This window comes from Acinetobacter sp. RRD8 (genome assembly GCF_031844225.1).
Classification (GTDB): Bacteria; Pseudomonadota; Gammaproteobacteria; order Pseudomonadales; family Moraxellaceae; genus Acinetobacter.
Window position 1 is genome coordinate 83,863 of record NZ_JAUZUU010000001.1, and the last position, 11,926, is coordinate 95,788.

Consider the following 11,926-nt stretch of genomic DNA (forward strand, 5'->3'; position numbering starts at 1 on the left):
AGATGAGCAGCGGATCCGCATCTCACAAAGAATTATGGAAATTTTATGATGTTTAAAAAGACCGTATTGTGTGCAGTGACAGCACTCTTTACCACGCCTCTATTTGCCAATATTCCGATTGAATCGCGTGGCTTGAGTCAAGCTACGAATCAAACCACAGTAAATACCCCAGCAGCAATTGCGGCTGGTGCAACTCCAGCAGTTCAAACCAATACCAGCTGGCAAATCATGCAAAAGAACCAGCAACTCGAAAATGACCTGCGGATTTTGCGCGGTAAAATGGAAGAACAGGAAAATGAGATTGAACGGCTCAAGAATGAACTGACCAATCGTTATGCCGATCTTGATCAGCGCCTTGAACTATTGCAACAAAAAATTGAACCTGCTGAGGACAATCCAACGGAGGAAAACCCACAGGATACTGCACCCAGCCTAAACACAAATAAGGTCAATACAGCAAGCAGCGGACAGCAACCTGCTGATCTTGAAAAAGCAGCTTATACCGTGGCTTTAGATGCTTATAAAAATGGCGGTGCAGCCAAAGCCATTGCACCGATGCAAAACTTTATTAAAAACAATCCGAATAGCGTTTATATCAGCAATGCTTATTTCTGGTTAGCGGAATTCAATCTGGCGATTGACCCACCAAAATTTGCTGAAGCGAAACGTAATTATCTGATTGTCGTTGATCGCTATCCAAATTCTGCGAAAGCCTCCACTGCCCTGTATCAGCTTTATAACATCAGCAAAGATGTTGAAAAGAATACTACGCTTGCATCGCAATACAAAACAAAGCTATTGAAGAATTATCCGAAAGCTGAGGAAATAAAATTTCTTAAGTAAAATAGAAATTCCCAAAATAGAAAAGACACCATAGGGTGTCTTTTTTATTATCTTAAACTTTTAGCGCACAATACCACGCTTCGACTGTTCAAGAGAATCGATTAGACGCTGCACCTCAGTCACTTCCGGCAAAATTCCTGTACGGATCTGCTCGATTGCTTCCTGAGTCGTTAAACCTGATTTATAAATCAGTTTAAAGGCATCACGTAAACCGCTGATTACTGTCTTTGACCAGCCTTTACGACGCATACCTTCAATATTCATGGCAAATGCATGCGCAGGATTACCTGAAACCATGACATAGGCCGGTACATCTTTCAGAATCAGGGATGCCCCACCAATCATGCTATAAGAATCAATCTTACAGAACTGATGAATGCCTGAGTTTCCGCCAATGACAACGTAGTCCCCGACATGCACATGTCCAGCCACACCGACGTTATTGGCAAAGATATTATAATCCCCGACCATACAGTCATGTGCAATATGAGTATTGACCATGAGCAGGTTATGACTACCAATCTTGGTCAGGCTCTGGTCCTGAACCGTGCCACGATGCAGACTGCAATGCTCACGAATCTTGTTGTGATCGCCAATCTCAAGCCAGGTTTCTTCACCGGCATACTTAAGATCCTGACATACCTCGCCTACACTGGCGAACTGGAAAATTTCATTATATTCACCTATACGCGTATAGCCACCCACCACCACGTGTGAATGAAGTTTGCTACCCGCACCAATAGTGACATTTGGCCCGATAATACAATATGGGCCAATTTCTACATCAGCAGCAATGACTGCTGACGGGTCAATAATGGCAGTTGGATGAATAAGGGGATTATTGCTCATGCCTGCTCGACTTTTTGATGCGAAACCATAATTTCCGCGGTTGTTGCGACGACGCCATCTACAGTGGCAATACAATTATATTTGTAAATGCCCCGCTTTTGCATCACTAATTCAGATTTTAAAACCAATTGGTCACCTGCAACCACCTGTTTTTTAAATCTAACTTTTTCCGCACCAGCAAACAGGAACAAAGAACCTTCACTTGGCACTTCGTTATTCATCACAAAACCCAGAATTCCAGAGATTTGTGCCAGCGCTTCAACAATCAGCACACCCGGCATAATTGGATAATTCGGAAAATGGCCTTGTAAAAACTCTTCATTAATTGAGACGTTTTTATAACCAACAATGCCATTATCGGTAATTTCGACAACGCGATCAACCAATAAGAATGGATAGCGATGGGGCAAATATTCACGAATCTTTTGAATATTCATTGGCAATTCAGGCTTCGTGAATGTAAGCAAATTCGACTCTGTCATCATAATTATTTACGCAACTTAAATGTTGATTCAATGGACTCAATCTGAGATTGCATATGATCTAGTCGTTTGATCACCTGGGTCAATGGCACATCTGCTAATTGTCTGAGGCGAACCACAGTACGTTTCCATTTCTGGTTTTCAAACAGACCAATCCCCGATGAATATTTTCCAGCTTCAGAAATATTATTTGTCACCATTGACATTCCGGTCAACGTCACATTATCGGCAATATTCAAGTGTCCAGAAATCGCAGAGGCACCACCAATGATACAGTTTTTGCCAATTGAAACACTTCCTGCAACGGCAGTTTTTGCAGCAATCGCGGTATGTGCACCAATTTTAACGTTATGCGCGATTTGCACAAGATTATCAATGATCACACCCTGTTGCAAAATCGTATCATCCAGTGCACCACGGTCTACGCTACAATTTGACCCAATACGTACATCATCCTCAATGCGTACAGAACCTAATTGCGCAATACGGTGCCATTTCCCTTGATAAGGCGCAAAACCAAACCCTTCGCTGCCAATCACGCTATTGGCATGAATACGCACCCGATTACCAATTTTTGCTGCGCCGGTGAGGGTCACATGTGAGTCAATAAAACAGTCCTGACCGATCTCGACATCATCATCGATCTGCACATGCGCCTGAACAATCGTATTCGCACCCACGACACAATGCTCACCAATCACCACATAATGACCAATATAAGCATCGTCCGCAATCACTGCCGACGGGTGAATTTGGGCAGTACTTTCAATGCCGCGCTGGCGATGTTTTTTCTCAAATACATGCGTCAGAATCGCAAAAGCCAGATAGGGATTTGCCACAACAATAAAGTTTTGATGTGAAGTTATCTGTTGTTTTAGTTCAGCCGTGACAATTAAAGCACCTGCCTGACTTTGATTGGCCTGCTCTACATATTTATCGGCATTTACAAATGCAAGATCTTGTGAGGTCGCTTGCTCAAGACTGGCCAAAGCGCTCAAACGCAAATCTGTCTGACCTATGCACTCGCCCTGAACCAGGCGAGCGAGATCAGCTAACTGAAGCTGTTGATGATTCATTGATTATTTAATTGCATTAACCTTTTGAATCATTTTATCAGTTAAATCATATTTAGCATCATAAGCAAGTGCTGAATTTTTATTTAAAACCACATCGAGGTTGTTTTCTCTACGCAATTGTTCAGCAATTTGCTTTACACGTCCATCAAATACAGTCCGGATCTGCTGAATCGAGCTTTGAACATTCGTCTGTACAGATTGTTGTAACTGATTTAATTCTTGAAGCTTAGTCTGATATTGCGCAGACATTTTCTGTTTTTCAGTCTCACTGAGCTTGGTATTGGATTGAGCACGTTGCTGCAAAGCTTCCAGCTCTTTGCTGAGTTGCTCAATCTTGGTGGTTTGTGGCTGAATTTTTTGCTGAAACGCCGTGTTTTGTTGTTTCAGATAAGTACTACCTTCAACCACACGCTCCAAGTCAATTATCCCCATACTGGCCGCTTGAGTTAAAGGTGCAACACTTGCCAAAGCCAGGCTCATTGCCATCATCATTTTTTTCATATTCTTACTCATTCAAAAAAATTTGCTCACAAAACCTGAAGGCTTTATGAGCAAAATTTAGTTTCTAGGTCAAACCGATTTTAGAAAGTACGTCCAATTTCGAACTGGATGTTTTTAGTATCATCACCATCTTTTTTATTCAACGGATAAGCATAGCTAAGTGATAATGGGCCAATCATGGTGATCCAGGTGAAACCAGCACCCACGCTATAACGCATATTATCTGCATCAAAACCGAAGTTATCTTTACAGTACTGCTTTCCATTTACTGAAGTGCCATTAACGAAAATATTTTCATTTGATACATCACACTGGGTATCAAACACTTGCGCACCTTCCGCAAAGATAACCGGACGAACCTGACGTGCCCAATCCCCTTTAAATGGTACCGGAAGTACTAGTTCGGTACCAAATTGAACCAGTGCATTACCACCCACTTCTTCAGGAGACGGATCAGTTTGGCTAATATCAGAGAAATATACACCCGGATATTTAGGCCCCAATGTACTGTTTTCATAACCACGAACTGAGCCAAAACCACCGGCATAGAAATTCTTGTAGAATGGTAGGTCATTACCATAACCCAACTTACCATAACCACGCAGAACAAAATCCTTGCCTAATGGGAAGAATGCCTGAGCATCATAAGTGACTTTTTGATACTCCACATCACTGCCTGGCAATGCAATTTCACCATTGATTCGATGTGACATACCATTTGTAGGGAACATTGGGCGGTTTAAAGTATTATATGACCAGCCTAAGTTCAGGTTATAGGTAAAAAACTCACCTTTAAATTCTTGACCATAGGTGGTTGTATTAACTGGATTACCATTTTCATCAACACAATTACCTGTCAGTGTCTCAATTTGAGCCGGGCAATATTCACCGCTTCGTGTCTCTTTACCACCATTGCGTTCTAGATAATCCGCAACATAAGTAGAAACATAAGGCCCAGTGGTTACATCCGTCTGATCAATATTCAGGCCTAGGCTAACACTTTGGTTTTCGTCAATTGGATAACCAAAGTTAATCCCACCACCAAAACTGTCCGTTACATAGTTGTTGACGTTATAGTCATCATCCAGCTTGGTTTTACGGTAGTACATGTTATAGCCGCGACGCACACCATCAATGGTGAAGTACGGGTCCATCACACTCAAGTTATAGTAATCTTGCGTTTCAGAACGCGACAAATCGATTGAAACACTATTACCTGTACCCAGGAAGTTAGTCTGGCTTAAACCTGCCTGGAAAGTTACACCACCGCTTTGCGAGAAACCAACTGCAAGAGTACTGGTCCCTGAATGCTGCTCTTCAACGGCAACATTCAAGTCCACCTGATCTGGTGCACCCGGAATACGTGCAGGTTTGATATCGACAGTTTTAAAGAACCCGGTACGCTCCAGACGGACCTTAGACAGGTCAATCTTTTCATTACTAGCAAGTGCACCTTCCATTTGGCGCATTTCACGACGTAGTACTTCATCTGCAGTTTTCGTATTACCAGTGAAATTAATACGTCGCACCGTGACTTGCTGACCCGGATTAATATAATAATTTAGATCAACCAGTTTGGTTTCGTTGTTAATTTGAGGAACAATATTGACTTCTGCATAGTAATAACCTGCATTACCATACTTACGCTGCAATAACTGCTTAACCGCGTTGACTTTTTCCTGCGAATAAATTTCGCCTTCTTTGAAAATTTGTAAAGCCTGTAATTCTTCAGTCTTATAAAGTGCATCTCCTAAATATTTGGTTTGACCAAATTTAAATTGTTCGCCTTCATCCACAGAAACTTCGATGAAAACATTCTTTTTATCTTCACTCAAGTTCAGGCTGGAATTGGTAATATTAAAATTGATATAACCGCGATTCAGATACATGGCACGCAAAGCTTCTAGGCTCGCCGCCATCTTTTCACGTGCATAACGGTCATTACGCGAAATGACCGAACTCCAGCCACTTTCTTTTACGGCAAAGGCCTGCTTGATATCAGACTCTTTAAATACGGTATTCCCGATAATATTGATATCGAAAACTTTAGCCGCTTTACCTTCAATAAAATCAATCAGCAACTCAACACGGTTATTTGGTCGAGGCGTCGTGGTGACCGTAATATCGGCATCATAACGACCTTGCTGCATGTATTGCTGTTCAAGTTCAGTTTCAATAGTTTGCAGCGCTGATTTTTTCAGCACTTCGCCTTCAGCCAGACCCATTTTTTTCAGGCCTTCTTCAAGCGCTTCCTTAGGAATCAGCTTATTGCCTTTCAATTCGATTTTCGAAATAACCGGGCGTTCAACCACTTGGAAAACCAAAGTATTGCCTTGCTGCACGGCTTTAATGTCATCAAATAGGCCTGATGCATACATGCTACGAATTGCATTGGCAATGATTGGATCATTGACCCGATCACCACTGTTAATTGGCACTAGGCCATACACATTGTCAGGAGTTAAACGTACTAATCCATCAAATTTTATATCTTGTACAATGAATTCATCTGCTGCATATACTTGTTGTGCTACTGCCATTGCACTAACGAGTGCCAGAGGCATAAATAAATGTGTGTGCTGCATGCCAGTCTTTTCCGCTGTTAATTTATTCCATTTACGTTGTTATAAACGCATAAAATCATTAAATAATGCCAGAAGCATCATACTGCCGAGCAGTACCATACCAATTTTTAGTCCAACCAATTGTATTTGTTCGGAAACAGGTTTACCACGAATTAATTCAACAAAATAGTAAACCAGATGTCCGCCATCAAGCATTGGAATGGGTAGTAGATTTAATATTCCTAAACTTACACTCATTAGCGCCATAAAGGAAATAAAAGTTTCCCAGCCCATTTCTGCGCTTTGTCCTGCCACTTTGGCAATGGTAATTGGACCTGATAAATTATCCAGACCAATTAGACCGCGTACCATTTTGACAATCGAGTTTAGAATCATCGAAGATAAATGTGCTGTTTTATCAAATGCCATTACCAGTGCTTCGCCTGGCGAGTAATGAATGGTCTGTTTATATTCTGCAGGAATGTTCAGTTTACCCGGATCGCTTTGTACGCCCAGCATACCGGTCACATTGCCCATATTGTCACGTTTACCTTGCGGCATGACCTCAAACTGAACCACCTGATTTTCGCGTAGTACATCCATTTTGAGTAATTTTTCTGGAGATGCCTGTACCACCTGCACCACATCAAACCAGTCTTTCATCTGAACGCCGTCAATAGCCAGGATCTTGTCGCCTTCTTTCAAACCTTGACGGATGGCTGCACCATCTTCACTCAGCTTGCTGATCACTGCCGGAATTTCTGGCCGATAAGGCAAGAACCCCAGGCTTTCTAGCGGCGATTGACTTTGATCTTTTAAATAGTTTTGAATCGGCAACTGGAACAATTTGTTTTCACCAGCGCGATCTGCCTGAATAGAAACCACACCAGTTTCACCAACACGATCCACCAAGGCATAACTGAGCTTTTCCCAAGTTTCCACCTGAGTACCATCCACAGCTACAATTTTGTCACCCGGCTGCATTTGTACGGTGGCAGCAGGCGTATTTGGTAAAACTTTACCCACACGGGTATTGAGCTGTTCTTGTGCCGGTAAAAATAACACCCAGAATAGAAGAACTGCAAAAATCAAGTTGATCAATGGACCCGCTGCCACGATGGCAATCCGCTTCCACGGATGCTGACGATTAAAAGCTTTGGGTAAGTCTTCTTCAGCAACATTACCCTCACGTTCATCCAGCATCTTGACGTAGCCACCCAAAGGTAAGGCAGACAATTGATACTGAATTCCGGATTTTTTCGAGGTCCATTTTAATAATGTTGGCCCAAATCCAATGGAATAGACCAATACTTTAACGCCCAGTTTACGCGCCACAATATAGTGACCGAACTCGTGAATCGCAATTAAGGGACCGAGTAAGAGAATTGCTGCGGCAATCATAAACAAGGCATTCATATCTTAACTTCCTTTACTCACAACGTATTGCTGTGATAAACCTCGTGCCATTTGATCTGCTTGCAAGATAGCCTCCAGATCATGTGCAGGTTGATTGTCCATCTGATTTAGGACATGCTCAACTACCTGAGGAATTTGGGTAAATCTGATCTGTTGATTTAAAAATGCAGCAACTGCAATTTCATTGGCCGCATTTAAAATCGTAGGTGCAATTCCGCCACTCTGCATGGCCTGACGGGCCAGTTTTAATGCAGGGAAACGGAGCATATCCGGTTCTTGAAAATTAAGTTGTGAATGCATAAACAGATCCAGTGGCACCACATGCGTACTAATACGCTCAGGCCATGCCAAAGCATGTGCAATAGGCGTGCCCATATCTGGATTACCCATTTGTGCCAAAGTCGAACCATCAACGTATTGAACCATGGAGTGAATAATACTCTGTGGATGCACAACAACTGTAACAAATTGTTCTTGAACTGCAAACAAATGGCAGGCTTCGATCAATTCTAAACCTTTATTCATCAAGGTAGCAGAATCGACTGAAATTTTTTGACCCATGGACCAGTTAGGATGCTTGCAAGCTTGGGCAGGTGTGACCTCTTCAAGTTGCTGCATGCTATGGTTCAGAAACGGCCCACCCGACGCGGTCAGCAGAATCTGGGATACACCCAGTTTGGGCTTGCCATGACGCTCTGCCTCAAAATAATGCTGTGGCAGACATTGGAAAATCGCGTTATGTTCAGAGTCAACGGGAAGCAGTAATGCCCCATGATCGCGCGCTGCCTGCATCATGATGTCACCCGACATCACCAAAGCTTCTTTATTGGCCAACAGTACGCGTTTACCCGCTTTCACAGCAGCCAATGTCGGCAATAATCCTGCAGCCCCAACGATTGCTGCCATCACAATATCAACATCAGCGTGTTCAGCCACAGCAATTAAACCGGCTTCATCTTGCAGAATTTCAATATTAGCCAAATGATGTTGCTGGAGTCGTTTTGAGAGTTCATCTACTTTTTCAGCCGGCACCACCGCCACTTTAGGACGGTATTGCCGGCAAATTTCAACCAGCTCCTCGATACGACTTTGCGCGGTCACAGCAAAAACCGAGTATGCTTCAGGATGTCGCTGCAAGATTTTTAAAGTACTTTGACCAATGGAACCTGTAGCACCCAGTATACAAACTGCTTGTGACATTTATAAATCTACACCAATAAGTTTTAAAACAGCCATACCTGCTGCAAAGATTGGAGCTGCAGCAAGCAAAGAATCAATACGATCCAGTACTCCGCCATGTCCTGGCAAAATTCGACCTGAATCCTTAATACCGGCACGACGTTTGATCATGGATTCAAACAGGTCACCCAGTACCGAACTAAATACTGTAACCACAGAGAGAATCAGGAATAAAATCAGTTCTGGCCAGGTCATATCCAGATAAAGTAAGGCAACTGCCGTTACAATCAGCATTGAAGTAACAATACCACCATACAGCCCTTCCACAGATTTATTAGGACTAACATTCGGCGCCAACTTTTTCTTGCCAAATTTACGACCCACAAAATACGCACCACTATCTGCGCCCCATACCAGTAAAAACAGGTACATCAGCCACCACGGTGAACTTTGCCAGACAGAGAAAATTGCAGTAACCGCAGCAGAGATCAGAACTACGCCGATTCCGTGCAGGCTGGCGTTGTACCAGCCATCATATTCAGGATAGGTTTTAACCCAGTAAATGCTGAGCAACCAAGTAATTATAGAAGCCACCCATAACAATAAGGCAACTTCGGCAAAATACAATGCCAAAGCTGAAAGTGCTGCAGTGAGCACTCCATATCCCCAAGCAACAGGTTTGATGACATATTTAAATTTTCGCGGCATGAGTTTGAACCACTCATAACCGGCCACCCCAGCAGCAAGAACCATCAATACAAACATTGGATAATGTGATTCGGTAGCAAACATACAGCTCAGTACAACTGCTACCAACACCAATGCGGTTATAATCCGCTCAAACATGTATTAATTCTCAAGTTTTTCCTGATGAATCTGTTCTGATGTTTTACCAAAACGACGTTCACGCCCGCCAAATACGGCAAGTGCATCATCAAGTTCTTCAACGGTAAATTCTGGCCATAGCGTCTCAGTGAAATACAGCTCTGCATAGGCTGCCTGCCACAACAGGAAATTCGACAGACGGAAGTCCCCACCCGTACGAATCAGCAGATCAACTGCAGGTAAATCACCAAGGCTGACATATTGACCAAATACATCAGTATTAATTGCATCAAGATCTAATTTATTTGTTAAAACATCGCTGGCAATTCGCTGTGCAGCTTGTGCCATATCCCACATACCACCATAACTGATTGCAATAGTGAGTGTCATACTATTGAAATTAGCAGTCCTTTCTTCGGCATGCAACATAAGCCCCTGTAATTCTGGGGACAAACGGCTGCGATCACCGATAAAGCGTAAGGCAATATTGAATTTTTCCATGCGGGGTAATTGTTCATGAATGGTGTCAACCAGCAATTTCATGAGCAATTCAACTTCAAACTGTGGACGATTCCAGTTTTCACTGGAAAAGGCAAATACAGTTAAAGCCTGGATATTTCTTTTTTTACAGTGTTCAACGATCGGATCCAGAACCGTTTTTCCTTCACGGTGTCCATCACCTTTCTGCATCTGATTTTTTTTGGCAAAACGATTGTTGCCATCCATAATGATGGCAACATGTTTCGGAAGACGGGAATTTTCTTCAGCAACGGTCATCGATGAATTAGACCTTCATCAATTCAGCTTCTTTCGCAGCCAAGCGCTTGTCAACTTCAGCAACAAATTTGTCAGTAATTTTCTGGATTTCGTCAGCAGCACGACGCTCTTCGTCTTCAGAAATTTCTTTTTCTTTTAACAAAGCTTTGATATCGCCCAATACATCACGGCGGATGTTACGGATCGCTACTTTGGCATTTTCTGCTTCATTACGCGCAACTTTTTGCATGTCACGACGCGTTTCTTCAGTTAACGCCGCCATCGGCACACGAATCGCATCTGCTGTAATTGGGTTCAGACCCAAGTCAGATTCACGAATCGCTTTATCAATTGCAGAAACCATTGAACGCTCGAAAGGCTGGATTAACAAAGTACGTGAATCTTCAACACCTACGTTTGCCACCTGGTTCAATGGAACGTCTGAACCATAGTAAGAAACCATCACGTTATTTAAAATTGATGGATGCGCACGACCGGTACGAACTTTTGCAAAACCATGCTCTAGAGATTCTAGAGTTTTGTTCATACGGTCTTCGCTGTCTTTTTTAAGATCGTTAATCATATGATCTTCCTTACTTAATTCTTGAAAAGAGGTTATTACTAAATTAGCGTGTAGTATAAAGTGCTTTGGTGCTCACGTCATTAATTGGTAACGTGAGTCCCTTCTTTTTCACCCATCACAACGGAAAGCAATGCGCCAGATTTATTCATATCGAATACTTGTAGCGGCACATTGTGATCACGACATAAACAGATTGCAGTTAAGTCCATCACACCCAGCTTTTCGTCCAGAACTTGGTCAAAAGTCAATGTGTCATATTTAACCGCATCATCATATTTGCTTGGATCTTTATTATATACGCCATCAACTTTGGTCGCTTTCAAGATCAAGTCTGATTCGATTTCAATACCACGTAAACAGGCAGCTGTATCTGTCGTAAAGAACGGATTACCTGTACCTGCCACGAATACACACACTTCACCCTGAGTCAGGTGACGGATCGCATCACGGCTTGAGTAAGACTCAACTACAGCACCAATTGGCAATGCAGACATTAAACGGGTTTTAATATTACGGCGCACCAAAGCGTCGCGAAGTGCTAAACCGTTCATGACTGTTGCCAGCATACCCATCTGGTCACCAGTTACGCGGCCAACCAGACCATCTTTTTGTAGCTGACTACCGCGATACAGGTTACCACCACCCACAACAATACCTACTTGTACGCCTAAACCCACGAGGTGCGCAATAGAAAGTGACATTTGATCGAGCACTTGTGCATCGATCCCCATGTCTTTATTGCCTGCCAGCGCTTCACCAGAAAGCTTTAACAGGATGCGACCAAAGCGTGGCTTTTTAGAATCCAACATCATCAAACTCCAAAGTATTCAATTTAAATTTTTTTAATTCAAA

Annotated in this window: 12 protein-coding genes; 1 reads left to right on the forward strand and 11 read right to left on the reverse strand. The window is 42.7% G+C overall.

All coding sequences use genetic code 11. The annotated features are described in order from the left end of the window. Positions 1-45 precede the first annotated feature (45 nt). A complete protein-coding gene (locus Q9R24_RS00435; RefSeq protein WP_311203471.1) occupies positions 46-843 on the forward strand; it encodes a YbgF trimerization domain-containing protein in 798 nt (265 codons plus the stop codon). A gap of 60 nt (positions 844-903) precedes the next feature. On the opposite strand, the gene lpxA is transcribed toward Q9R24_RS00435, so the two are convergent. From lpxA to pyrH, 11 genes are all read right to left on the reverse strand, one after another. Further along, positions 904-1,692 carry an acyl-ACP--UDP-N-acetylglucosamine O-acyltransferase gene (gene lpxA, locus Q9R24_RS00440; protein ID WP_247143552.1) on the reverse strand — a complete coding sequence of 263 codons (789 nt, stop codon included), beginning with the start codon at positions 1,690-1,692 and terminating at the stop codon, positions 904-906. Continuing rightward, positions 1,689-2,174: a 3-hydroxyacyl-ACP dehydratase FabZ gene (gene fabZ / locus Q9R24_RS00445; RefSeq protein WP_404976552.1), complete on the reverse strand. Its 486-nt coding sequence runs from the start codon at positions 2,172-2,174 to the stop codon at positions 1,689-1,691. The genes lpxA and fabZ overlap by 4 nt, the downstream gene beginning before the upstream one ends. A 5-nt stretch (positions 2,175-2,179) precedes the next feature. Further along, positions 2,180-3,250 (reverse strand): UDP-3-O-(3-hydroxymyristoyl)glucosamine N-acyltransferase, encoded by a 1,071-nt coding sequence (gene lpxD, locus Q9R24_RS00450; protein ID WP_195724816.1) that lies wholly within the window; start codon positions 3,248-3,250, stop codon positions 2,180-2,182. A 3-nt stretch (positions 3,251-3,253) separates the two neighbouring features. Further along, complete coding sequence (locus Q9R24_RS00455) at positions 3,254-3,751, reverse strand: OmpH family outer membrane protein (protein WP_005266609.1); 498 nt, start codon at positions 3,749-3,751, stop codon at positions 3,254-3,256. A gap of 80 nt (positions 3,752-3,831) precedes the next feature. After that, complete coding sequence (gene bamA / locus Q9R24_RS00460; RefSeq protein ID WP_311203472.1) at positions 3,832-6,336, reverse strand: outer membrane protein assembly factor BamA; 2,505 nt, start codon at positions 6,334-6,336, stop codon at positions 3,832-3,834. Positions 6,337-6,375: 39 nt separating this feature from the next. Beyond that, the gene (gene rseP, locus Q9R24_RS00465) at positions 6,376-7,731 is read right to left on the reverse strand and encodes an RIP metalloprotease RseP (RefSeq protein ID WP_311203473.1); all 1,356 of its coding nucleotides are present in this window, start codon (positions 7,729-7,731) and stop codon (positions 6,376-6,378) included. A 3-nt stretch (positions 7,732-7,734) separates the two neighbouring features. Next, entirely contained in the window at positions 7,735-8,931 is a 1,197-nt protein-coding gene (gene ispC, locus Q9R24_RS00470) for a 1-deoxy-D-xylulose-5-phosphate reductoisomerase (protein WP_311203474.1), read from the reverse strand. Continuing rightward, the gene (locus tag Q9R24_RS00475) at positions 8,932-9,756 is read right to left on the reverse strand and encodes a phosphatidate cytidylyltransferase (protein ID WP_004646715.1); all 825 of its coding nucleotides are present in this window, start codon (positions 9,754-9,756) and stop codon (positions 8,932-8,934) included. It lies immediately after the preceding gene. Between the two features lie 3 nt (positions 9,757-9,759). Continuing rightward, positions 9,760-10,512, reverse strand: coding sequence for a polyprenyl diphosphate synthase (gene uppS, locus Q9R24_RS00480; protein WP_004279884.1), 753 nt, complete (start codon positions 10,510-10,512; stop codon positions 9,760-9,762). Between the two features lie 7 nt (positions 10,513-10,519). Continuing rightward, the gene (gene frr / locus Q9R24_RS00485) at positions 10,520-11,074 is read right to left on the reverse strand and encodes a ribosome recycling factor (protein ID WP_004279885.1); all 555 of its coding nucleotides are present in this window, start codon (positions 11,072-11,074) and stop codon (positions 10,520-10,522) included. A gap of 80 nt (positions 11,075-11,154) precedes the next feature. After that, positions 11,155-11,883 carry a UMP kinase gene (gene pyrH, locus Q9R24_RS00490; RefSeq protein WP_004279886.1) on the reverse strand — a complete coding sequence of 243 codons (729 nt, stop codon included), beginning with the start codon at positions 11,881-11,883 and terminating at the stop codon, positions 11,155-11,157. Positions 11,884-11,926: the final 43 nt, after the last annotated feature.

Excerpts from the sequence above, each read along its gene's own strand:
- Q9R24_RS00435 (WP_311203471.1), top strand. The coding sequence starts at position 46 with ATGATGTTTAAAAAGACCGTATTGTGTGCAGTGACAGCACTCTTTACC.
- lpxA (WP_247143552.1), bottom strand. The coding sequence starts at position 1,692 with ATGAGCAATAATCCCCTTATTCATCCAACTGCCATTATTGACCCGTCA.
- fabZ (WP_404976552.1), bottom strand. The coding sequence starts at position 2,174 with ATGACAGAGTCGAATTTGCTTACATTCACGAAGCCTGAATTGCCAATG.
- lpxD (WP_195724816.1), bottom strand. The coding sequence starts at position 3,250 with ATGAATCATCAACAGCTTCAGTTAGCTGATCTCGCTCGCCTGGTTCAG.
- Q9R24_RS00455 (WP_005266609.1), bottom strand. The coding sequence starts at position 3,751 with ATGAAAAAAATGATGATGGCAATGAGCCTGGCTTTGGCAAGTGTTGCA.
- bamA (WP_311203472.1), bottom strand. The coding sequence starts at position 6,336 with ATGCAGCACACACATTTATTTATGCCTCTGGCACTCGTTAGTGCAATG.
- rseP (WP_311203473.1), bottom strand. The coding sequence starts at position 7,731 with ATGAATGCCTTGTTTATGATTGCCGCAGCAATTCTCTTACTCGGTCCC.
- ispC (WP_311203474.1), bottom strand. The coding sequence starts at position 8,931 with ATGTCACAAGCAGTTTGTATACTGGGTGCTACAGGTTCCATTGGTCAA.
- Q9R24_RS00475 (WP_004646715.1), bottom strand. The coding sequence starts at position 9,756 with ATGTTTGAGCGGATTATAACCGCATTGGTGTTGGTAGCAGTTGTACTG.
- uppS (WP_004279884.1), bottom strand. The coding sequence starts at position 10,512 with ATGACCGTTGCTGAAGAAAATTCCCGTCTTCCGAAACATGTTGCCATC.
- frr (WP_004279885.1), bottom strand. The coding sequence starts at position 11,074 with ATGATTAACGATCTTAAAAAAGACAGCGAAGACCGTATGAACAAAACT.
- pyrH (WP_004279886.1), bottom strand. The coding sequence starts at position 11,883 with ATGTTGGATTCTAAAAAGCCACGCTTTGGTCGCATCCTGTTAAAGCTT.